The organism is Pseudomonas sp. C9-3, from assembly GCF_032392015.1.
Classification (GTDB): domain Bacteria; phylum Pseudomonadota; class Gammaproteobacteria; order Pseudomonadales; family Pseudomonadaceae; genus Pseudomonas; species Pseudomonas nitroreducens.
In genome coordinates this window covers 5,774,979-5,798,221 of sequence record NZ_CP135919.1, presented here as the reverse complement: position 1 = coordinate 5,798,221, position 23,243 = coordinate 5,774,979, and the positions used below count along the sequence as shown (strand labels likewise).

The 23,243-nt window shown below is 66.7% G+C and carries 17 protein-coding genes; 13 read left to right on the top strand and 4 right to left on the bottom strand.

The annotated features are described in order from the left end of the window. Positions 1 to 2: 2 nt before the first annotated feature. The gene (gene choV / locus RS899_RS26535; protein WP_054907627.1) at positions 3 to 1,181 is read left to right on the top strand and encodes a choline ABC transporter ATP-binding protein; all 1,179 of its coding nucleotides are present in this window, start codon (positions 3 to 5) and stop codon (positions 1,179 to 1,181) included. Positions 1,182 to 1,366: 185 nt separating this feature from the next. Here choV and RS899_RS26530 read toward each other — a convergent pair whose 3' ends face one another. The 4 genes from RS899_RS26530 to RS899_RS26515 form a co-directional block, all read right to left on the bottom strand. Further along, positions 1,367 to 2,377 (bottom strand): alpha/beta fold hydrolase, encoded by a 1,011-nt coding sequence (locus tag RS899_RS26530; protein ID WP_193452919.1) that lies wholly within the window; start codon positions 2,375 to 2,377, stop codon positions 1,367 to 1,369. Between the two features lie 178 nt (positions 2,378 to 2,555). Continuing rightward, entirely contained in the window at positions 2,556 to 3,425 is an 870-nt protein-coding gene (locus tag RS899_RS26525) for a helix-turn-helix transcriptional regulator (RefSeq protein WP_315808432.1), read from the bottom strand. Between the two features lie 53 nt (positions 3,426 to 3,478). Next, positions 3,479 to 4,897: an aminotransferase gene (locus tag RS899_RS26520; RefSeq protein ID WP_315808431.1), complete on the bottom strand. Its 1,419-nt coding sequence runs from the start codon at positions 4,895 to 4,897 to the stop codon at positions 3,479 to 3,481. Positions 4,898 to 5,122: 225 nt separating this feature from the next. Continuing rightward, positions 5,123 to 6,226: a polyamine ABC transporter substrate-binding protein gene (locus tag RS899_RS26515; RefSeq protein WP_054907630.1), complete on the bottom strand. Its 1,104-nt coding sequence runs from the start codon at positions 6,224 to 6,226 to the stop codon at positions 5,123 to 5,125. Positions 6,227 to 6,383: 157 nt separating this feature from the next. Here RS899_RS26515 and RS899_RS26510 point away from each other — a divergent pair, with 157 nt between their 5' ends. The 12 genes from RS899_RS26510 to RS899_RS26455 all read left to right on the top strand — a co-directional run bounded on the left by RS899_RS26510 (position 6,384) and on the right by RS899_RS26455 (position 22,921). Then, positions 6,384 to 7,031: a TetR family transcriptional regulator C-terminal domain-containing protein gene (locus RS899_RS26510; protein ID WP_037013083.1), complete on the top strand. Its 648-nt coding sequence runs from the start codon at positions 6,384 to 6,386 to the stop codon at positions 7,029 to 7,031. A 110-nt stretch (positions 7,032 to 7,141) separates the two neighbouring features. Next, positions 7,142 to 7,888: a response regulator gene (locus RS899_RS26505; RefSeq protein ID WP_139093107.1), complete on the top strand. Its 747-nt coding sequence runs from the start codon at positions 7,142 to 7,144 to the stop codon at positions 7,886 to 7,888. 103 nt (positions 7,889 to 7,991) lie between these two features. Next, positions 7,992 to 8,753 (top strand): substrate-binding periplasmic protein, encoded by a 762-nt coding sequence (locus RS899_RS26500; RefSeq protein ID WP_409978096.1) that lies wholly within the window; start codon positions 7,992 to 7,994, stop codon positions 8,751 to 8,753. Further along, positions 8,750 to 10,993 (top strand): ATP-binding protein, encoded by a 2,244-nt coding sequence (locus RS899_RS26495; RefSeq protein WP_315808430.1) that lies wholly within the window; start codon positions 8,750 to 8,752, stop codon positions 10,991 to 10,993. Before RS899_RS26500 ends, RS899_RS26495 begins: the two co-directional genes overlap by 4 nt. 523 nt (positions 10,994 to 11,516) lie before the next feature. Further along, the gene (locus tag RS899_RS26490; protein WP_054910340.1) at positions 11,517 to 12,944 is read left to right on the top strand and encodes an amino acid permease; all 1,428 of its coding nucleotides are present in this window, start codon (positions 11,517 to 11,519) and stop codon (positions 12,942 to 12,944) included. 405 nt (positions 12,945 to 13,349) lie between these two features. Beyond that, complete coding sequence (locus RS899_RS26485; RefSeq protein WP_236173629.1) at positions 13,350 to 14,138, top strand: enoyl-CoA hydratase/isomerase family protein; 789 nt, start codon at positions 13,350 to 13,352, stop codon at positions 14,136 to 14,138. Positions 14,139 to 14,155: 17 nt separating this feature from the next. Next, a complete protein-coding gene (locus RS899_RS26480; protein WP_315808429.1) occupies positions 14,156 to 15,316 on the top strand; it encodes an acyl-CoA dehydrogenase family protein in 1,161 nt (386 codons plus the stop codon). A gap of 65 nt (positions 15,317 to 15,381) precedes the next feature. Then, positions 15,382 to 17,469, top strand: coding sequence for an acetate--CoA ligase family protein (locus RS899_RS26475; protein WP_315808428.1), 2,088 nt, complete (start codon positions 15,382 to 15,384; stop codon positions 17,467 to 17,469). Between the two features lie 254 nt (positions 17,470 to 17,723). Then, positions 17,724 to 19,334 (top strand): 5-guanidino-2-oxopentanoate decarboxylase, encoded by a 1,611-nt coding sequence (locus RS899_RS26470; RefSeq protein WP_315808427.1) that lies wholly within the window; start codon positions 17,724 to 17,726, stop codon positions 19,332 to 19,334. A 55-nt stretch (positions 19,335 to 19,389) separates the two neighbouring features. Further along, positions 19,390 to 20,580 carry a pyridoxal phosphate-dependent aminotransferase gene (locus RS899_RS26465; RefSeq protein ID WP_315808426.1) on the top strand — a complete coding sequence of 397 codons (1,191 nt, stop codon included), beginning with the start codon at positions 19,390 to 19,392 and terminating at the stop codon, positions 20,578 to 20,580. Continuing rightward, positions 20,573 to 21,991 carry an aldehyde dehydrogenase family protein gene (locus tag RS899_RS26460; RefSeq protein ID WP_315808425.1) on the top strand — a complete coding sequence of 473 codons (1,419 nt, stop codon included), beginning with the start codon at positions 20,573 to 20,575 and terminating at the stop codon, positions 21,989 to 21,991. The genes RS899_RS26465 and RS899_RS26460 overlap by 8 nt, the downstream gene beginning before the upstream one ends. Before the next feature lie 225 nt (positions 21,992 to 22,216). Continuing rightward, complete coding sequence (locus RS899_RS26455; RefSeq protein ID WP_315808424.1) at positions 22,217 to 22,921, top strand: NAD(P)H-dependent oxidoreductase; 705 nt, start codon at positions 22,217 to 22,219, stop codon at positions 22,919 to 22,921. Positions 22,922 to 23,243 lie beyond the last annotated feature (322 nt).

Genomic DNA, 23,243 nt, shown 5'->3' with positions numbered 1-23,243 from the left:
CTATGTCGGCGATTCGATTCGAACATGTGGATGTGATTTTCGGCACCCACACCAAGGAGGCGCTCAAGCTGCTGGACAAGGGCCTGGGCCGCGAGGAAATCCTCAAGCGCACCGGCCAGGTACTGGGCGTGGAGGATGCCTGCCTGGACGTCAATCGCGGCGAGATCTGCGTGATGATGGGGCTCTCGGGCTCGGGCAAGTCCAGCCTGCTGCGCTGCATCAACGGCCTCAACCGGGTCAGCCGCGGCAAGCTGCTGATCGAGCACGAGGGCCAGCAGGTGGATATCGCCAACTGCTCGCCGGCGACGCTCAAGACCATGCGCACCAAGCGCATCGCCATGGTGTTCCAGAAGTTCGCGTTGATGCCCTGGCTGACCGTGGCCGAGAACATCGGCTTCGGCCTGGAGATGCAGGGCCGCCCGGCCAGCGAACGGAAGAAGGTGATCGACGAGAAGCTGGAGCTGGTCGGCCTGTCGCAGTGGCGCGACAAGCGTCCGGACTCGCTCTCCGGCGGCATGCAGCAGCGCGTCGGCCTGGCCCGTGCGCTGGCCATGGATGGCGACATCCTGCTGATGGACGAACCCTTCTCCGCGCTGGACCCGCTGATTCGCCAGCAATTGCAGGACGAACTGCTGGTGCTGCAACGGCAGCTGCACAAGACCATCGTCTTCGTCAGCCATGACCTGGACGAGGCGCTGAAGATCGGTACGCGCATCGCGATCATGAAGGACGGCCGCATCATCCAGCACGGCAAGCCCGAGGAAATCGTGCTCAGCCCGGCGGACGACTATGTGCGCACCTTCGTTGCCCACACCAACCCGCTCAACGTGCTCTGTGGCTCCAGCCTGATGCGTGGCCTGGACCAGTGCCGACGCCAGGCCGACGAGGTGTGCTTCGACCAGGGCCGCGATTGCTGGCTGGGCCTTACCGAGACCAACCAGATCAAGACCGCGCGCCAGGGCAGCAACATCATCGACCTGCAGCAATGGCGCCCGGGCGACCCGGTGGAGAAGCTCAAGCACGAGCCAACCCTGGTGGACGTCAATATCCGCATGCGCGACGCGCTGCAGATTCGCTACCAGACCGGCCACAAGCTGGTGCTGCAGGAGCAGAGCCGCGTGGTCGGCGTGCTCGGCGACAGCGAGCTGTACCACGCGCTGCTGGGCAAGAACCTGGGCTGATTCTTTCGGCTGAATGAAAACGCCGGCTCCCTGCGAGGGGAGCCGGCGTTTTCGTTGGTGCTCCTACAGGTCCGCGCTGTACCGCGTTTGCAGGATGGGTGGAGCGGAGCGATACCCATGCTGGCGGCGGGAGGGATCGATGGGTATCGCTTCGCTCCACGCCATCCTACGGTTCCCCCCGACTCTCAGTGCTTCAGGTCCGCCAACCCCTTGAGCAGTGCCTCGTGGAAGCGCTTCGGGTCCTGGATCTGCGGCGCGTGGCCCATGTCGTCGAACTCCACCAGGGTGGCGTTGGGGATCGCCTTGGCGGTCGCCTTGCCCAGTTCGGCGTAGTTGCCCAGCTTCGGCTTGAGCTCGGCCGGAGCGATGTCCTTGCCGATGGCGGTGTTGTCCTTGGTGCCGATCAGCAGCAGGGTCGGCATCTTCAGCTGGCCGAATTCGTAGACCACCGGCTGGGTGAAGATCATGTCGTAGAGCAGCGCCGAGTTCCACGCCACGCGCTCATGGCCGGCGCCGTTGAACAGGCCGGCGAGCATGTTCACCCACTTGTCGTACTCCGGCTTCCACTGGCCGGCGTAATAGGTGGCCTGCTCGTACTGGCGGATGCTGTCGGCGCTGGTCTTCAGCTCGCGCTCGTACCACTGGTCCGGGGTGCGGTAGGGGACGCCAAGGGCTTTCCAGTCTTCCAGGCCGATGGGGTTGACCATGGCCAGCTGCTCGACTTGCTGCGGATACATCAGCGCGTAGCGGGCGGCGAGCATGCCGCCGGTGGAGTGGCCCAGCAGGGTGATCTTGCCGATCTTCAGGTGGTCGAGCAGCGCGTGGGTGTTGGTCGCCAGCTGCTGGAAGCTGTACTGGTAGCGCTCGGGCTTGGTGGATTTGCAGAAGCCGATCTGGTCCGGTGCCACCACGCGGTAGCCAGCGTCGCTCAGCGCGGCGATGGTGGTTTCCCAGGTACCGGCGCAGAAATTCTTGCCGTGCAGCAGCACCACGGTGCGGCCGTTGGGCTGTTTCTTTGGCTTCACGTCGATATAGGCCATGTGCATGTGGTGGCCCTGGGACGCGAAGCTGTAGTGGCCGACCGGGTAGGCGTAGTTGAAACGCTCCAGTTCCGGGCCATAGGTGGGTTTGGATTCGGCGGCGTGCAGCGGCAGGGCGGCGGCCAACAGCAAGGCGGGAAGCCAGCGGCGGGGCATCGGGAAGCTCTCCTGGTGGTGGGGCACGGGTCAGACAGCGGAAACCGCCATAGGTTGGCAGATTTCCGGGCGTGTTGCCGCATTGGCGGCACGCCTTTTTGTAGGAGCGAGCTTGCTCGCGAACCTGGTGGGCACGGCGTAAGGTGTTCGCGAGCAAGCTCGCTCCTACAGGCTCGGGTCAGGCCGCGGTAGCGTCGCCGGTCAGCCAGTCGATGAACAGTGAGAACAGCTCCGCCTGGGAGTTGATCTCCAGCTTGGTATAGAGGTGCTTGCGGTGCATGCGCACCGTCTCGGGCGAGATATCCAGCACCCGTGCGCTGGATTTCACCGAGTGGCCGCGCAGTAGCAGGTGGGCAATTTCCCGTTCGCGCTCGGTCAGCCGGTCGGCGCCGAAGTTCATGAAGGCGGCGCGGATATGCCGGTTCAGCGGCGCCTGCTCGTCCGGGTCGTTGACACTCACACCGCGCCCGGCCAGCAGCAGGTCCAGCCCGCCATTGCGCTCGAACTGGCGGAACAGTTCGCGCACCAGCGGCAGCACGGTGGCCAGCAGGTCCAGCTGGGTTTCGCTGAAGCGCGCGCCGCTCCTGCCCTGGTACAGGCACAGCGAGACCTTGCGCGCCTCGCCCAGGTCGATGATGAAGTGGCAGTCCTCGGTGCAGCCGAACTTGAGGTAGTAGGTCTTGTAGTACTCGCTGGCGAAGAAATCGTCCGGGGCGATATCGGCCAGTGGGTAGAAGCCTTCGGTGAGGCCGTCTTCCATGGCCAGGCAGAAGGGGTCGAGCAGGTAGCCGCGGGCGTAGTAGCGGTCGATCAGCGCCTCGTGGTGCTCCGGGTCGATGCCGCGCTGGTACAGCGGTTGCGGCGGCTGGCCGCGCTGTTCCAGGCCGAGCATCACCGATTCCAGTGGTACCAGGCAGCCCAGGGCGTCTGCCAGGCGTTCGACGAAGACGACCTCGCCGACACTGGCCATGACGCGCGCCAGCCCCGCATGCCAGGCATGCAGGGCCAGTGCGTCGGACGTTTCGCTCAGTGCCTGAGATTCGCTCATGCCAGGCAGCATAAAGGGCTGCCGGGGTGTAGGCAAAATCCTAGGATCGATCATCAGTGCCCCGCGTAATCACCGCAGCGCTGGAGGTCAGCGGCGGCCTCCAGGATCGACTCGCGCAGGGTGTCGACGATCTCGTCGACCTGCGCGCGGGTGATGGTCAGCGGCGGCGACATCACGTTCAGGTGCACGATCGGCCGCACCAGCAACCCCTTGGCCTGGGCGCGCAGGTGGATCTTCTCGCCGATGTTCAGCTCCTCGGGGAAGAGCGCCTTGCTGCGCTTGTCGGCGACGAACTCGACGCAGGCCATCAGCTTCTGGCAGCGCACGCTGCCCACCAGCGGCAGGTCGGCCAGTTCCTGCAGACGCTGCTCCAGATAGCCGCCGACATCCTTCACGTGCTCCAGCAGATTCTCACGCTCGATGATCTCGATGTTCTTCAGCGCCGAGACGCAGCTCACCGGGTGCCCGCTGTAGGTGAAGCCGTGGGCGAAGCAACGGCCCTTGTCGGCTTCGCCGATCACCTTCCAGATGCGGTCGGAGAAGATGCACGCACCCAGCGGCAGGTAGCCGGAGGTCAGGCCCTTGGCGGTGGTGATGATGTCCGGCTGCATGCCGAACACGTCCTCGGAGGCGAAGAAGGCGCCGAGGCGGCCGAAGGAGGTCACCACTTCGTCGGCGACGTAGAGCACGTCGTACTTCTGGCACACCTGCCACATGCGCTGGTGGTAGCCCTTGGGCGGGATGATCACGCCGCCCGAGCCCATGATCGGCTCGGCGAAGAAGGCGGCGACCTTGTCTTCACCCAGTTCGAGAATCTTGTCTTCGAATTCCTTCACCAGGAATTCGAGGAAATCGCCCTCGGTCATCCCTTCCGGCGCGCGGTAGGGGTTGGGGCAGGAAATGTGGTGGATGACGTCCTTGAGGAAGTCGAACTCGGCCGGGTGGTCGGCGACCTTGCCGCCCAGCGACATGGTGAGGAAGGTCGAGCCGTGGTAGGCGTTGACCCGGCTGATGATGTGCTTCTTGTCATGCTTGCCGCGGCAGTTCTGGTAGTACTGGATCAGCCGGTAGGCGGTGTCCACGGCGGTGGAGCCGCCGGTAGTGAGGAACACGTGGTCCAGGTCGCCAGGGGCGAGCTGCGCGAGTTTTTCGCAGAGCTGGATGGCGGTGACGTTGGCCATGTCGCAGAAGGGGTTGGAGTAGGCCAGCTGGCGCACCTGCTCGGCGATGGCGTCGGCCATTTCCGCGCGGCCCAGGCCGATGTTGGTGCACCACATGCCGCCTACGGCATCCAGGTAGCGATTGCCCTTGGTGTCGTAGATGTAGGCGCCCTCGCCGGCGGCGATGTTCAGCGCACCGTTGACCCGGTGATCGTCGAACACGTGGTAGCCGTGCATGTAGTGGGCTTTGTCGGCGGCGACCAGCTGCTCGTCGTTGAACTGGGCGAAGAAGGCTGGGGTGGTGGTGGTCATTGTCTGTACCTCGAAATTACGGTTCGTCGTGCGAGTCCTTGCCCTCTCCCTGACCCTCCCCCTGAAGGGAGAGGGGACCGTTCGGAGTACTCGGTGACTACGTCGGTCATTGCGGGCACGCAGTCAGCGACATCACAGGAAGACGACTTCCTTGAACGTGGCTGCGGGCTGCCCCCTCTCCCTTCAGGGAGAGGGCTGGGGAGAGGGGGCTGTGGTCTTGCGCTATCAGGTCCCGGTCTTCACCGCGTTCCAGGTACGGGTGATCAGGCGGGTGGCCTTGGGGTTCTGCACTTTCTGGGTGAACAGGCGGGCGCGGGTCTCCGCGTCGGGGTAGATCGCCGGGTCGTTGCGCACTTCGGCGGCCAGCAGCGGGGTAGCGGCGGCGTTGCTGGAGGCGTAGCGGATGTAGTCGGCGACACCGGCAGCGACCTTGGGCTGCAGCATGTATTCGATGAACTTGTGGGCGTTTTCCACGTGCGGCGCGTCGGCCGGAATGTAGAAGTCGTCGAACCAGATCAGCGAGCCTTCCTTGGGCACGAAGTAGCCCAGCTTGACCTTGGCGCCGGCTTCGTCGGCGCGGGCCTGGGCGGTGGCGTAGTCGCCGGACCAGGTCATCGCCATGCACTGGTCGCCGTTGGCCAGGCCGTTGAGGTAGCTGGTGGAGTCGAACTTGCGGATATACGGGCGGATCGATTGCAGCAGGTCCTGGGCGGCCTTCAGGTCCTCGGGCAGCGCGCTGTTGGGGTCGCGCTTGAGGTAGGCCAGGGCCAGCGGGATCACATCGGTGGGGGAATCGATGATGGTCACCCCGCAATCGGCGAATTTCGACACGATCTTCGGATCGAACAGCATCGCCAGCGAGCCGATGGGCGCATCGGGCATGCGCTGCTTGATCTTGTCGATGTTGTAGGTGATGCCGTTGCTGCCCCAGGTGTAGGGCGCCGAGTACTTCACACCCGGATCGTAGTGGTCCAGGTGCTTGAGCACGTCCGGGTCGAGGTTGTTCCAGCTGGGCAGCTTGGACTTGTCCAGCGGCTGGAAGACGCCGGCCTTGAGCAGCGGCGGCACCAGGGCGGCATTGAGCACCACCAGGTCGTAGCCCGAGCGGCCGGGCAGCAACTTGCCCTGCACGGTCTCGTAGGAATCGAAGGTGTCGTAGACCACCTTGATCCCGGTTTCCTTCTCGAAGTCGGCAACGGTGTGCTCGCCGATGTAGTCGGTCCAGTTGTACAGCCGCAGCGTCTTCGCGCCGGCGGCATCCTCCCCGTGACCCAGTGCCGGCAAGGTCGCCAGCGCCGCGCTGAGTACTGCTGCGAGCGTTTTCTGCATGTCAGTCCCACCTTTGATTTTGTTATGGATTGGAGATATCGCGGATGAAGCCACTCTCGACCAGGGGCGGTGCCCGGACCATTCCCCGAACGGGTAGGTACTGGCGCCTAATCGAACAATCGTTCAGATTGGCCACCTGACACTTTAGGAGCCAGGCATGAACGAGGAAGTCCGCTTTACCCGACTGGAGCCGGAGCAGCGCAAGGCGCTGCTGATCGAGGCGACCCTCGCGTGCCTGAAGCGCCATGGCTTCCAGGGAGCTTCCATTCGCAAGATCTGCGCCGAAGCCGGCGTCTCGGTGGGGCTGATCAACCACCACTACTCGGGCAAGGACGAACTGGTGGCCGAGGCCTACCTGACCGTCACCGGGCGCGTGATGCAGTTGTTGCGCGAAGCCATCGCCGAGGCCGCGCCGGATGCGCGCGCGCGGCTGTCGGCGTTCTTCCGTGCGTCGTTCTGTGCCGAACTGCTCGACCCGCAACTGCTGGATGCGTGGCTCGCGTTCTGGGGTGCGGTGAAGACCGCCGAAGCGATCAACCAGGCGCATGACCATTCCTACGGTGAGTACCGCACCTTGCTGGCGCAGGCGCTGAAGGATCTGGCGCAGGAACAGGCATGGTCCGATTTCGACGCCGACCTCGCCGCCATTGCCCTCAGCGCCTTGCTCGATGGCTTGTGGCTGGAATCCGGGCTGAACCCCAATACCTTCACCCCGGAACAGGGCGTGCAGATCTGCGAGGCCTGGGTAGACGGCCTCCAGCATGGCGGCCGGCAGCGTTTCAGCCGGTCGCCGGCGGCCTGTTGATCGATTGTTCAGCGAGCGGTAACCTGCGGCCATCTGCAGGACCGCTCCTACAGCTCTACCTCCACGCATAACAAGAATTGCCCCGCCACGAGCGGTGGCGTCAGCAGGGTATTGCGATGACTTCCCGTGTACTGATCGTCGACGACGATCCGGTGGTTCGCGAGCTCCTCCAGGCCTACCTGGGCGAGGAGGGCTATGACGTGCTCTGTGCCGGCACCGCCGAACAGGCCGAGGCGAGCCTGGCCGAAGCCGAACAGGGCGGGCAGCCCATCGACCTGGTGATGCTCGACATCCGCTTGCCCGGCAAGGACGGCCTGACCCTGACCCGCGAGCTGCGCGTGCGCTCGGAGGTCGGCATCATCCTGATCACCGGCCGCAACGATGACATCGATCGCATCGTCGGCCTGGAGTGCGGCGCCGATGACTACGTGATCAAGCCGCTCAACCCGCGTGAGCTGGTGTCCCGCGCGAAGAACCTGATCCGCCGCGTGCGCCACGCCCGCCAACCCAACGCCATCTGTGTTCCGGGCGCCCGCCAGCACCACAAGCGCTTCGCCCAGTGGACACTGGACCCCGACCGCCGGCGCCTGATCGACCGCGATGGCAGCGAAACCCCGCTGACCCACGGCGAGTTCCAGCTGCTCGGCGTGTTCCTGCGCAACACCGGCCATACCCTGAGCCGCGACCAGCTGATGGACCAGATCCGCAACCGCGAATGGCTGCCCAACGACCGCTCCATCGACGTGCTGGTCGGCCGCCTGCGTCGCAAGCTGCGCGACGACCCGGCCGAGCCGGAGCTGATCATCACCATCCACGGCGCCGGCTACCTGTTCACCGCCACGCCTGCCGACACCTGAGCCTTACTCCGTGTTTCGAGCGCGTACCGTACGGCTCCCTCTCCCTTCGGAGCGGGGCGCGCAGCCAGGGCTGGGGAGAGGGAAACCCCCGCTCCAATTCCTCCTGTATTTCCTGGCTTTGCTCTTCTGCACGGCAACCCAAGCCGCCCAGCCCATCCGTTACTGCGACTACCCCGTCTACCCGCCCATCTCCTGGAGCGACGGCCACGAAGTACGCGGCCTGGCCCCGCAGACCGTGCGCAGCATCCTCGGCGAACTGGGCTACGAGGTGAAGACCGTGGTGCTGGGCAACTGGAAGCGTTGCCTGCTGGACGCCGCCGAAGGCCGCGTCGACATAGTGCTCGCCTACCAGACCCCGCAGCGCGACGACGGCCTGCTGTTCTCCCGCGTGCCGGTGCTGCGCGAGGAAGTGGCGATCTTCTACAACCGCCGCAAGCCGGTGCGTTTCGACCAGTTGGGCGACCTGGCGAATTACCGCGGCGGGCTGCTCTTCGGCGAGAGCTACGGGTCTGAGTTCGATCGTTTCGTCGCCGAGCACGGCAACGTCGAATGGGTCTCCGACAGCCGGCAGAACTTCGGCAAGCTGATTCGCCAGCGCATCGACTTTATCGCCCACGAGCGCCGCACCGGGACGCTGTTCGTCGAGCAGTTGGCGGGTGGGGAGGACATCGTCGCGCTGTCGAAACCGCTGACCGTGGACTACCTGCGCATCGCCGTCTCTCGCCATTCGCCGCTGGCCGCGCGGATGGACGAGATCGACGCCGTGCTGAAGCGGCGCGTGGACGACGGCAGCATCGCCCGCTGGCTGGACGAGAGCGAGCGCGGTTACCGCGCCATGCTCGCTGGCGACGGGGTGCCGCGTTGAAGCTGCCCGGCGGCCTGGCCCGGCGCCTGCTGCTGCGGGTGCTGCTGTTCAGCCTGTGCTTCACCGTGCTGGCCAGCGCCGTGCAGCTGTACTTCGAGTACCGCCGCGAGATGCGCGACATCGATACACGCCTGGAGCTGATCCGCGTCGGCTACCTCGCCAGCTTCGAGCGCAGCCTGTGGGACCTCAACCAGGAGCAGCTCAACGTGCAGTTGCACGGCCTGGCCGACTTCCCTGACATCGCCCAGGTACGCCTGCGCAGCGCCGACTTCAACCTGGTGCAGGATGCCGACGACACACGCGGGCCGTTCCGTACCGAGCGCTACGCCCTGGCCTTCCAGCCGCCGGACGGCGAGCGTCGCGACCTGGGCGAGCTGGAAGTCAGCATCGACCTGGGCGCCGTCTACCTGCGCCTGCTCCACGGCGGTCTCGCCAGCCTGCTGTGGATGGGCGTATTCCTCTGCGGCCTGGCGGTGGCGCTGAGCTGGCTGTTCCACAGCCTGGTCACCCGGCACCTGCGTGCCATGGCCGATTTCGTCCGCGGCCTGACGGGCGGCGACCTGGGCACCGAGCTGGCGCTGGATAAAAAACGCTCAGGCGAAGAGGACGAAATCGACACCGTGGCCGATGCCCTCGATGGCTTGCGCCGGGCGCTGCGCGCCGAGTTGCGGCGCCGCGAGGCGGATCGCGAAGCGCTGCAGAGCAAGCGTGACGAATTGCAGCGGCGGGTCGAGCGGCGCACCGCCAGCCTGCGCCGCGCCAAGGAGGAGGCCGAGGCCGCCAACCGCGCCAAGAGCCGCTTCCTTGCCACCATGAGCCACGAGATCCGCACGCCGCTCAACGGCATCCTCGGCATGGCCGAACTGCTGCGCGCCGCGCCCCTGGGTGAGCAGGACCGGCGCCGGCTCCAAGCGTTATCCACAGCAGGCGAAGGACTGCTGGCGATCCTCAACGAGGTGCTGCACTTCGCCAAGCTGGAGGACGGCGCCAGCCAGCCGGAGCCGGTGGACTTCTCCCTGCGGCGCCTGCTGGACGACGTGGTGACCCTGCTGGAGCCACGCGCCGACGACAACGGCACTTGCCTGCGCCTGCGTATCGAACCCCAGGTGCAGGACGGGTGCCGGGGTGCCGAGCAGTTCCTGCGCCAGGTGTTGAGCAACCTGCTGGCCAACGCGGTGAAGTTCACCGAGGAGGGCGAGGTGTTGCTGGAAGTCGCACTGCTCGAGGGCGGCGACGCCGGCCAGCGGCTGCGCTTCACGGTGACCGACGACGGTATCGGCATCTCTGCCGAGCAGCAGGAGAAGATCTTCCAGCGCTTCACCCAGGCCAGCGACGAGGTAGCGCGGCGCTACGGTGGCACCGGGCTGGGGCTGGCGATCAGCAAGCGGCTGGTGGAAGCCATGGGCGGCGAGATCGGCGTGGAAAGCCTGGAAGGCGAGGGCAGCACCTTCTGGTTCGAGATCGTGCTGGCGCCGGGCGTGGTCCCGCGCTCCAGCGTGGCCGTCGAACAGGCGCCAGCGCTGGACGTGCTGGTGGTGGAGGACGTCGCCCTCAACCGCGAGGTCGCCCAGGCCCTGCTGGAGCGCGACGGTCACCGCGTGCAACTCGCCGAGGACGCGGCGCCGGCGCTGGCGCTCACCGCCGCGCGGCGCTTCGATCTGATCCTGCTGGACATGCACCTGCCGGGCATGAACGGCCTCGACCTGTGCCGGGCGATCCGTGCTCAACCGGGCGGGTTCAACGTCAGCACACCGATCCACGCCTTCACTGCCAGCGTGCAGCCGGGCATGGTCCGGCGCTATTTCGAGGCCGGTATGCAGGGCGTGCTGGGCAAGCCGCTGCGCCTGGACGACCTGCGCCGTGCGCTGTCCGGCGTGGCCTGGGAGCTGTTGCCGGAGGCTGTGGATAACGGCCCGCTGGATCGCCAGGTACTCGATACCCACCGCCGGTTGCTGGGCGAGCACAAGCTGAATGAACTGCTGGCCAGCCTGTGGAAGTTGCTGGACGAGCAATGGCCGCTGCTACTGGATGCGCTGCGCCAGGATGATGCCGTGGAGGCTGCGAGCTTGGCGCATCGGCTGGCCGGGAGCTGCCGGTCCATGGGGTTGCGCGGGTTGGGGGATTGCCTGGGTGAGCTGGAGGAGGCGGCGTTGGCGGGGGCTTTGCTGGGGGATTGGGCGGAAAAGCTGGAGCGGGAGAGAGCGGTTGTCTTTGAGCTGTTGAAGAGCGATCAGGTTTAGCGTCGGCGTGGTGTCTTGCCCTCACCCCAGCCCTGGCTGCGCGCCCCGCTCCGAAGGGAGAGGGAGCCGTTCGGCGTGTGCGGCTGTTTCAGAGTCAGCCGGCGAGCGCGGATATTCAGGCTCACACAAGACAGTCCCCTCTCCCCTCGGGAGAGGGCTAGGGTGAGGGGATCGCCCCTAGCGCCTTGTCAGCCAGGGAGCGCAGAACACTGTAGGACCGAGGGTGCGCCTAGCCCTTGCTCGCGAACTCGCCCAACACCTTCATCAGCCGGCTGAATCCATTCGCGAGCAAGCTCGCTCCTACGAAGAACAACGTACTGAAAGCCCCGCCCCACGCGCCCCGCACAAAATCCTTACATCTTTCTACAACTTCGATCCGTAGGAACAACGGGGTCTTACATCGCGTTCCAATAATCCGGTGGCATCCGTGCCCGAGCCACGGCCTCTGATTGATTGGAGATAACAATAATGATCCAACGTAGAGTTCCGCTCCGTCGCGCCCGCCGTTTCCCGGAGGTGCGCCATGTCTGAGCCCCATCACGCCACGAACGGCGAAAAAATCCAGCTCACCCGCGCGCTCAAGAGCCGCCACATCTTCATGCTGTCGCTGGGCGGCGTGATCGGCACCGGCCTGTTCATGGGCTCGGGCGTCACCATCAGCTCCGGCGGCCCGATGGGCGCCATCCTCGCCTACCTGGTCGCCGGCCTGCTGATGTACCTGGTGATGGTCTGCCTGGGCGAGCTGTCGGTGCAGATGCCCGTCTCCGGCTCCTTCCAGGCCCACGCCACGCGCTTCATCGGCCCGGCTACCGGGTTCATGATCGGCTGGGTCTACTGGATGAGCTGGGCCTCCACCGTCGGCCTGGAATTCACCGCCGCCGGCATGCTGATGACCCGCTGGTTCCCCGAAGTGCCGATCTGGCTGTGGTCGGGCTTCTTCGTGGTCGTGCTGTTCTCCCTCAACGCCCTGGCCACCCGCGCCTTCGGCGAGGCCGAATACTGGTTCTCCGGGATCAAGGTTGCGGCCATCCTCGGCTTCATCGTGGTCGGCCTGCTGGTGATCTTCGGCGCCATCCCGCTGAACAGCGGCGAGGCCGCGCCGGGGCTGTCCAACCTGGTCGGCGACGGCCTGTTCCCCAACGGCCTGTCCGCTGTGTTCGCGGTGATGATGACGGTGGTCTACGCCTTCCAGGGCTGCGAGATCATGGGCGTCGCCGCCGGCGAGACCGACCAGCCGGAAAAGAGCATCCCGCGCGCCGTGCGCAACGTGGTGTTCCGCGTGCTGATCTTCTACGTGCTGGCGATTGCCGTGCTGTCCTGCATCGTGCCGTGGAAGCAGGCCGGGCTGATGGAAAGCCCGTTCGTGCAGGTGTTCGACATGGTCGGCATTCCCTACGCCGCCGATCTGATGAACTTCGTGATCCTCACCGCGATCCTCTCGGTGGGTAACTCCGGCCTTTACGCGTCGACCCGCATCCTCTGGGCCATGTCCAAGACCGGCATGGCGCCGCGCAAGCTGTCCAAGCTCAGCGCCCGTGGCGTCCCGCTCTACGCGCTGCTGATCAGCCTCGGCTTCGCCCTGCTGTCGCTGCTCACCAGCGTGGTCGCCGCCGACACCCTGTTCATGGTGCTGATGGCGGTGAGCGGAATGGCCGGCACCGTCACCTGGATCGTCATCGCCTACGCCCAGTACCGCTTCCGCCGCGAGCACATGGCCAAGGGCGGCACCGTGGCCGACCTGAAGTACGCAGCGCCCTTGTTCCCGCTGATCCCGCTGGCGTGCATCGCGATCTGCTGCTCGCTGTTCGTGTTCCTCGCCATGGACCCGACCCAGCGCCCGTCGCTGTACTGGGGCTTCGGCTTCATGGGCGCGTGCTATCTCGCCTACTACCTGCTCAAGCGCAAGCGGGGCCAGGTGCTGAGCGAGGAGGCGCTGCCGAGTATCGGTTGAGTCTTCCTGCATCGGAAAAGCCCCGTTTCGCGGGGCTTTTTTTTTGGCTCTTTGTAGGAGCGAGGGGGACGCCTAGTTCTTGCTCGCGAACCCGCCCAACTCCGGAACCGCCGGAAAATCTGTTCGCGAGCAAGCTCGCTCCTACAAGGATTCCACCGCTCCCGGAGGCGCAGGAGCGGACTCTGTCCGCGAAGGCCCGCAGGGCCGTTTGTTCGAAGTTGTAACAAGCTCTCGGGGAAAACCCTGGGGAAACCCCTCAGCCCCCGCGTCGCGCGGCCTTCCCGCCGTTCGGCGGCACGTTACAAGCCACCCATTCGGGTGGATTGCGAGCTTGCTGAACACTTGTTTAGTATTGGCTCCAACGCTTCATCCGCCTCAGCAAACGACTACAAGAACGAGGGCAGCATGACTCAGCCATCCCCGCTCAGCCGGGTCCAGGACGGTATCGCCTGGATCACCCTGAACCGCCCCGAGCAGCGCAACGCGCTCGACGTCCCCACGCTCAAGAACCTGCTGGCCCTGCTTGACGCCTATGAGGCCGATGCGGCCGTGCGCGTCATCGTGCTGACCGGCGAGGGCCGCAGCTTCTGCGCCGGCGCCGACCTCGCCGAATGGGCCGAGGCCGAAGCCCGTGGCGAACTGGAAACCTACGGCTGGACCGAAACCGCCCACGCCCTGATGCGCCGCCTGCACAGCCTGGACAAGCCGACCATCGCCGCCGTCAACGGCACCGCCGTCGGCGCCGGGATGGATCTGACTCTGTGCTGCGACTTCCGCATCGCCGGCGCCTCCGCGCGCTTCAAGGCCGGCTATACCGGCATGGCCTACTGCCCGGACGCTGGCGCCAGCTGGCACCTGCCGCGCCTGATCGGCAGCGAAGCGGCCAAGCGCCTGCTGTTCCTCGATGAACTGTGGAACGCCGAACGCGCGCTGAACGCCGGCCTGGTCGGCGAAGTGGTCGCTGACGATCAATTGCAGGCTCACGTCGGCGAATTCGCCGCACGCCTGGCTGCCGGCCCGACCTACGCCTTCGGCCACACCAAGCGCCTGATCCGCGAAGGCGCCAGCCGCACCCTGGCCCAGCAGCTGGAAGCCGAACAGGCCGCCGGGCTGCTCTGCGGCCGCAGCGAAGATGCCGCCGAGGCGCTGCGCGCCGTGGCCGAGAAACGCTCCCCCCAATTCAAAGGCCGCTGACGGCTGCAGGTGATGTGATGGATTTCCAACTGACACAAGAACAGGAAATGCTCGTCGAGGCGGTCAAGGCTTTCGTTGAGAAAGAGCTGCTGCCCTACGAGGAAGAAGTGGACCGCACCGACGCGGTGTCCCCGGAGCTGGCCGCGAAGATTCGTGGCAAGGCCCTGGCAGCCGGCTTCTATGCCTTCAACATGCCCGAGGAAGTGGGCGGCGGCGGCCTGGATTACCTGTCCCAGGCGTTGGTCGAGCGCGAGCTGTCCAAGGTCTCCTGGGCGCTGCATGTGTTCGTCGCGCGCCCGTCCAAGATCCTTATGGCCTGCAAGGGCGAACAGATCCAGAACTACCTGCTGCCGGTGGTGCAGGGCGAGAAGATCGACTGCTTCGCCCTCACCGAGCCGGGCGCCGGTTCCGACGCCAACTCGATCAAGACGCGCGCCGTGCGTGATGGCGAAGACTTCGTGATCAATGGCTCCAAGCACTTCATCAGCCATGCCGGCCACGCCGACTTCGCCATCGTCTTCGCGGTGACCGACACCTTCGAGCGCAACGGCAAGAAGCGCAACGCCGTGACCGCCTTCCTGGTGGACAAGGGCACCGCCGGCATGACCGTGCGCCGCGGTCCGAAATGCGTGAGCAACAAGGGCTACCACACCTACGAAATCTTCTTCGACGACTGCCGCGTACCGGCCTCCCAGGTCCTGGGCGAAGTCGACAAGGGCTGGGAAGTGGCCAACGCCTGGCTGACCGCCGGCCGTGTGATGGTTGCCGCCAACTGCGTCGGCCAGGCCCAGCGCGCGCTGGACCTGGCGCTGCAATGGTCCGCCGACCGCAAGCAGTTCGGCGCGGCCATCGGCAGCTACCAGGGCATCTCCTTCAAGCTCGCCGACATGGCCACGCAGATCCGCGCCGCCGAACTGATGACCCTGCACACCGCCTGGAAGATGGACCGCGGGACCATGACCGACGGCGAGGCCGGCATGGCCAAGCTGTTCGCCAGCGAAGTGCTGGGCAAGGTTGCCGACGAGACCGTGCAGATCTTCGGCGGCATGGGCCTGATGGACGAAGGCCCGGTGGAACGCATCTGGCGCAACGCGCGCATCGAGCGCATCTGGGAGGGCACCTCGGAAATCCAGCGCCACATCATTTCCCGTGAACTGCTGCGTCCGTTGTTGCGCTGAATCCTTCGCTCCCTCTCCCTCTGGGAGAGGGTTGGGGTGAGGGATCGACATTGCCGAGACAAGACATGAAAAGAGAAAACCTCCAGCGCCTGTTGGCTCCCCGTCACGTCGCCTTTATCGGCGGCCGCAGCATGGCGCGCGCGCTCAAGCGCTGTGCCGAAGGCGGCTTCCCGGGTGCGATGTGGCTGGTCAACCCGCAGTACGACGAACTCGAAGGCGTGCCCTGCGTGCGCAGCGTCACCGACCTGCCGGAAGGCCCGGACGCGGTGTTCGTCGCCACCAACCGCGACCTGACCCTGCAGGCCGTCGCCGAGCTGGCCGCCAAGGATGCCGGCGGCGCCATCTGCTATGCCTCCGGCTTCGCCGAGACCGGCGCCGAAGGCGAAGCGCTGCAGCGCCGCCTGCTCGAATCCGCTGGCGATATGGCCCTGCTCGGCCCCAACTGCTACGGCCTGCTCGACTACCTGCACGGCTCCGCGCTGTGGCCGGTGGCCCACGGCGGGCACATGGTCGAGAAGGGCGTGGCGGTGCTCACCCAGAGCGGCAACTTCGCCTACAACCTGTCCATGAGCGACCGCTCGCTGCCCATCGCCTACATGGCCTCGGTGGGCAACCAGGCGCAGCTGGGCGTGGCCGAACTGATGGACGTGCTGCTCGACGAGCCGCGCGTGACCGCCATCGGCCTGCACCTGGAAGGCCTGAAGAACGTTCCCGGCTTCGCCCGCGCCGCCTTCAAGGCGCTGCAGAAAGGCATCCCGGTGATTGCGCTGAAGACCGGCGTTTCCGAGATCGGTGCCGAGCTCGCGCTCAGCCACACCAGCTCCCTGGCCGGCTCCGATGCGCTGTACGACGCGCTGTTCGACCGCCTTGGCGTGATCCGCGTCAGCGGCCCGGTGAGCTTCATCGAAACCCTGAAGGCCGCCGCCTGCGGCAACCTGCCGGCCGGCCCGAGCCTCGCTGCGCTGGCCTGCTCCGGCGGTGACGCCGGGCTGATCGCCGACTACGCCGAACGCAACGGCCTGAGCCTGCCCAAGCTGGTCGACGCGCAGCGCGCCGAGCTGGTGCAGGTGCTGCCGGACTACGCCAACATCGCCAACCCGCTGGACTTCACCACCGCCATCTGGGGCGACGGCCCGGCGCTGGAGCGCATGCTCGACAGCGCCCTGCAGACTGAAGCCGACGCCGCCCTGCTGGTGCTCGACTACCCCGGCGAAGAAACCGGTGAGCGCCCGCAGTGCGACCTGCTGCTGGAGCTTTACTGCGCCGCGCTGGAGCGCCACGGCAAGGTCGGTTTCATCGCCTCTGCGTTGCCGGAACTGCTGCCCAGGCACGCCCGCGAACTGCTGCACTCCCACGGCGTCGCCGCGCTGCAAGGCGTGGAAGACGGCCTCGCCGCCTGGGGCCGCATCGCCCATTACCGCCAGCGCCGCGAAGCGCTGCTGGCCCGCGGCGAAGCCGCCCTGGTGCCGCTCTGTCCGCAGGCGCTGGAAGGCGAAGGCCGCCTGCTGGACGAGTGGCAATCCAAGCAGGCGCTGAAACCTTTCGGCCTGCCGCTGCCGCGCGCCGCGCTGAGCACGCCGACCCAGGCCCGCGAAGCGGCCGCCGATGTCGGCTTCCCGCTGGCGTTGAAAGTGGTCAGTGCGCAACTGCCGCACAAGACCGAAGCCGGCGGTGTAGCGCTCAACCTGCGCAACGAGGCGGCGCTGGAAGCAGCACTGTTCGACATGCGCGAGAACATCGCCCGCCACGCGCCCAAAGTGCCGTTCGATCAGGTGCTGCTGGAGCGCATGGCCAACCCGCCGCTGGCCGAGCTGATCGTTGGCATCAAGCGCGAGAACGGCTTCGGTCTGGCGCTGGTGCTGGGCGCCGGCGGCATCCTCGTCGAGCTGCTCAAGGACAGCCGCAGCCTGCTGTTGCCGACCACCGACGCAGCGATCCGCGATGCCCTGCTGAGCCTGCGCAGCGCACCGCTGCTCACCGGCTTCCGTGGCCGCGCGCCGGTGAACCTGGAGGCGCTGGTCGAGGCGATCCGTGCGGTGGCCGACTACGCCTGCGAACACGTGGACAACCTGCTGGAACTCGACGTGAACCCGCTGCTGGCAGACGCCGATGGCGCCGTGGCGGTGGATGCGCTGATTCGCGTCGCCGAATGACCGTACCTGTAGGTGCGAGGGGGACGCCTGGTCCTTGCTCGCGAACCTGGCCCCGCACCGGGGTTCGTTCGCGAGCTTGCTCGCTCCTACAAAGAGCAATTCGGTACTTGAAGGACGAATACGAACGCTCCCCTCTCCCGCTTGCGGGAGAGGGGGCAAAAGCGGCGCACGCCGGACACTCGGCGTAGGCCCCCACGAGTAGGGCGAATAACCGCTTGCGGTTATCCGCCGAAGAACAGTTCGGGAGATCGTTCATGCAAAACGACAAAACCCTCACCGGCGGCCAGGCCCTGGTGCGCCTGCTGGCCAACTATGGCGTCGACACCGTGTTCGGCATTCCCGGCGTGCACACCCTGGAGCTGTACCGCGGCCTGCCCGGCAGCGGCATCCGCCATGTGCTGACGCGTCATGAGCAGGGCGCCGGCTTCATGGCCGACGGCTACGCGCGCGTCAGCGGCAAGCCGGGCGTGGCCTTCATCATCACCGGGCCGGGCGTGACCAACGCCGCCACCGCCATCGGCCAGGCCTACGCCGACTCGATCCCGATGCTGGTGATTTCCAGCGTCAACCACACCGCCAGCCTGGGCAAGGGCTGGGGCTGCCTGCACGAGACCCAGGACCAGCGCGCCATGACCGCGCCGATCACTGCATTCTCCGCCGTCGCCCTGAGCGCCGAGGACTTGCCCGAACTGATCGCCCGGGCCTTCGCCGTGTTCGACAGCGAACGCCCGCGCCCGGTGCACATCTCGGTGCCGCTGGACGTGCTCGCCAACCCCGTCGCGCGCGACTGGACCCATGAAGTCGTGCGCCGCGCTGGCCGCGGCCAGCCCAGCGCCGAGGCGCTCCAGCAGGCTGTGGATAAACTCAAGGCGGCCCAGCGCCCGATGATCATCGCCGGCGGCGGCGCGCTGCATGCCGCCGATGCCCTGGCCGCGCTGAGCGAGCGCCTGGCTGCGCCGCTGTTCACCAGCGTCGCTGGCAAGGGCCTGCTGGCACCGGAAGCGCCGCTCTCCGCTGGCGCCACCCTGTGCACCCAGGCCGGTTGGGACATGATCGCCGAGGCCGACGTGGTCCTCGCCATCGGCACCGAGATGGCCGACACCGACTTCTGGCGCGACCGCCTGCCGGTCAACGGCGAGGTGATCCGCGTCGATGTCGATTCGCGCAAGTTCAATGACTTCTACCCGAGCGCCGTGGCGCTACTGGGCGATTCGAAAGCCACCGCCGAAGCCCTGCTCGCTGCACTGCCGAGCGCAGCCCGTGACGCGGCGAAAGCGCAGTCGCGGATCGCCGAACTGCGCGCGCAGATCGACGGCGGCCACGCCCCACTGCAACTTATCCACAAGTCGATTCTGGAGCGCATCGCCAAGGTCCTGCCGGACGACGCCTTCATCGCCAGCGACATGACCCAGCTGGCCTACACCGCCAACTACCTGTACCCGAGCAAGGCCCCGCGCGGTTGGCTGCATCCCACCGGCTACGGCACCCTCGGCTACGGCGTGCCGGCCGGCATCGGCGCCAAGTTCGGTGCGCCTGAGCGCCCCGGCCTGGTGCTGGTGGGCGACGGCGGCTTCCTCTACACCGCGCAGGAACTGGCCACCGCGACGGAAGAACTGGACAGCCCGCTGGTGGTGCTGCTGTGGAACAACGATGCGCTGGGGCAGATCCGCGACGACATGATCGGCCTGGACATCGAGCCCATCGGCGTCCTGCCGCGCAACCCGGACTTCGCCCTGCTCGGCCGCGCCTACGGCTGCGAGATGCGTCAGCCGCAGAGCCTGGACGAACTGGAACGCGACCTGCGCAGCGGCTTCGCCCATCCGGGCGTGACGCTGATCGAGCTGAAACACGCCTGCGCCCAGTAGGACCTGTTGCACCCGCCGGGGCCCCTGGGCCCTGGTGCCTTGAAGGATGAACACCATGCGCTACTCGAACTTCACCCAACGTATCGCCGGCGACGGCGCCGCCGCCTGGGACATCCACTACCGCGCCCTGGCGCGCATGGAGCAGGGCGACGACATCCTGCTGCTGTCGGTGGGCGACCCCGATTTCGATACTCCCGTGCCCATCGTGCAGTCGGCCATCGACAGCCTGCTGGCCGGCAACACCCACTACGCCGACGTGCGCGGCAAGCGCTCGCTGCGCGAGGCCATTGCTCGCCGTCACAGCCAGCGCAGCGGCCAGGCCGTCACCGCCGATGACGTGGTGGTGCTGGCTGGCGCCCAGTGCGCGCTGTATGCCGTGGCGCAGTGCGTGCTCAACCCCGGCGACGAAGTGATTGTCGCCGAGCCGATGTACGTCACCTACGAAGCGGTGTTCGGTGCCTGTGGCGCCAAGGTCATCCCGGTATCGGTGCGTTCCGAGCACGGCTTCCGCGTGCAGGCCGAGGACGTCGCCGCGCTGATCACCCCGCGCACCCGCGCCCTGGCCATCAACAGCCCGCACAACCCCTCCGGCGCCAGCCTGCCGCGCGCCACCTGGGAAAAGCTCGCCGAGCTGTGCGTGAACAATGACCTGTGGATGATCTCCGACGAGGTCTACAGCGAGCTGCTGTTCGACGGCGAACACATCAGCCCCGCGAGCCTGCCGGGCATGGCCGAGCGCACCGCGACCCTCAACAGCCTGTCGAAATCCCACGCCATGACCGGCTGGCGCGTGGGCTGGGTGGTCGGCCCGCGCGAGCTCTGCGCGCACCTGGAAAACCTCGCCCTGTGCATGCTCTACGGCTCGCCGGACTTCATCCAGGACGCCGCCTGCACCGCGCTGGAAGCCAAACTGCCGGAATTGGAAGCCATGCGCGAGGCCTACCGCCAGCGCCGCGACCTGGTGCTCGACTGCCTCGCCGATTGCGTCGGCGTGCGCGCGCTGCGCCCGGATGGCGGCATGTTCGTGATGGTGGATATCCGCGCCACCGGGCTCTCCGCCCAGGACTTCGCCGACGTGCTGCTGGATCGCCACGGCGTCTCCGTGCTGGCCGGCGAAGCCTTCGGCCCCAGCGCCGCGGGGCACATCCGCCTGGGTCTGGTGCTCGGCGCCGAACCGCTGCGCGAAGCCTGCCGCCGCATTGCCCTGTGCGCCGCCGAACTGCTCCAGGAGAAACGTTATGCGTGATCGTTCTCAGCTTTACATCGATGGCGCCTGGGTGGCGCCGCAAGGGCAGGGCGTGGCCGAGGTGCAGAACCCCGCCACCGAGGACTGTGTCGGTCGCGTGCCGCTGGGCGGCGAAGGCGACGTGAACCGCGCGGTGGACGCCGCCCGCCGTGCCTTCCCGGCCTGGTCGCAGACGCCGTCCCACGTGCGCGCCGGCTACATCCGCGCCCTCGCCGAACAACTGAAGAGCCGCGCCGACGAAATGGCCGCGCTGATCACCGCCGAGCTGGGCATGCCGGTGCAGTGGTGCCGCATGGTGCAGGTCGACGGGCCGATCGAGGGCCTGGAAAGCTATGCCGCGATGGCCGCGCACATGGACGAAGTGCGCGAGGTCGGCAACTCGCTGATCGTCAAGGAAGCGGTGGGTGTCTGCGCTTTCATCAACCCCTGGAACTACCCGCTGCACCAGCTGATCGGCAAGCTCGCCCCGGCGCTCGCCGCCGGCTGCACCGTGGTGGTCAAGCCGAGCCAGGACACCCCGCTGCATGCCTTCCTGCTGGCCGACATGGTCCACGCCATCGGCCTGCCAGCCGGTGTGTTCAACCTGGTCAGCGGCCCCGGCTCCAAGGTCGGCGAAGCGCTGGCACGGCATCCGGACGTGGACATGGTCTCGTTCACCGGCTCCACCGGCGCGGGCGTCAAGGTTTCCGAAGCCGCGGCGCCGACGGTCAAGCGCGTGTGCCTGGAGCTGGGCGGCAAGTCGCCGTTCCTGATCACCGCCGATGCCGACCTCGCCGCCGCCGTGCGCCATGGTGTGCAGGACGTGATGATCAACTCCGGGCAGACCTGCACCGCGCTCACGCGCATGCTGCTGCCGGCCCATCGCTATGCCGAAGCCGTGGAAATCGCCCGTGCCGAAACCCTCGCGCTGAAGATGGGCGACCCGCTGGACGCTGACAGCTTCCTCGGCCCGATGTGCTCGGGCGGCCAGCGCCGCACCGTGCTCGACTACCTTCGCGTCGGCCAGGAAGAGGGCGCGCAGCTGGTCTGCGGCGGCGCCGAACGTCCGGCCCATCTGGAGCGCGGGCACTATGTGCAGCCGACGATCTTCGCCGGGGTGAACAACCAGATGCGCATCGCCCGCGAGGAAATCTTCGGCCCGGTGCTGTGCCTGATTCCCTATGCCGATGAAGCGGAAGCCATCGCAATCGCCAACGACTCGCCGTTCGGCCTGTCCAGCGCTGTCTGGGCGGGCGACCGCGAAGATGGCCTGCGCCTCGCCCGGCAGATGCGCGCCGGCCAATGCTTCGTCAACGGCGGTGCCTTCAACTACCGTGCGCCTTTCGGCGGCTACAAGCAGTCCGGCAACGGCCGCGAATGGGGCGAGCAGGGCTTGCACGAGTTCGTCGAGCTCAAGGCCATCCAACTCTGAGCGCCTGAACAGCACCCTCTCCCCAGCCCTCGGCTTTGGCATCCTGCGTCGCTCTACCTCCTGCATCCATGCAGTCGTCTCCCGCTTGCGGGAGAAGGAGCCAAGCGGTTCGGCGCGGCGGCGAAATCTCGCGGTGGCACGGATAGCTCCCCTCTCCCTTCAGGGAGAGGGGCTGGGGGGAGAGGGTAGCCACGAGCGCCGAAGTCAGATCATCAAGGAACTCCCATGAACGTACTGATCGTCCACGCCCACAACGAACCGCAATCCTTCAGCACCGCGCTGTACCAGCTCGCCGAGGAAACCCTCCGCGGCCAGGGCCACGAAGTGCAGGTCTCCGACCTCTACGCGATGAACTGGAACCCGGTGGCCAGCGCCGCCGACTTCGGCGCCCGCGCCAACCCCGAGTACCTGGTCTACGCCCTGGAACAGCGCGAAGGCGCCAAGGCCAAGACCATCGCTGCCGACATCCAGGCCGAGCTGGAAAAGCTGCTCTGGGCCGACCTGGTGATCTTCAACTTCCCGATCTACTGGTTCTCCGCGCCGGCCATCCTCAAGGGCTGGTTTGACCGCGTGCTGGTCTCGGGCATCTGCTACGGCGGCAAGCGCTTCTACGACCAGGGCGGCCTTGCCGGCAAGAAGGCGCTGGTGACCGTGACCCTCGGCGGGCGCGACCACATGTTCGGCGACGGCGCCATCCACGGTCCGCTGGAAGACATGCTGCGGCCGATCCTGCGCGGCACCCTGGCCTACACCGGCATGAGCGTGCTGCCGCCGTTCGTGGCCTGGCACGTGCCCTACATCAGCAACGACGCGCGCCAGGACTTCCTGCGTCAGTACCAGGATCGTCTGCAGAAGCTGGAAAACGACCAACCGCTGGAGTTCGTGCGCCTGGAGCAGTTCGACGAGCGCCTCTACCCGCTGCCGCGCTGAGGGCTTTCCTGTAGGAGCGAGCTTGCTCGCGAACAGATTCCCGGCGACTCCGCAGTGAAGTGTATTCGCGAGCAAGCTCGCTCCTACAAGGGCAGCTAGCGCTGGAGAAACGAAAAAGGGCGGCCATCCGAAGAAGGCCGCCCCTGGAGAAAGAGTCAGTCGCTGCAGCCAGGTATGCGCGGGGGAGAGGGCCGTCGATTGGTGTATCGGCGGCCGTACGATGAGCCTGGTATGCCCAACGTTGCTGCAGCGACTTGTCCGGCACTATACGTGGTAACAATCGCTAAAAAACGACCCTATACTGCGATTCAGTTTTGCGGCG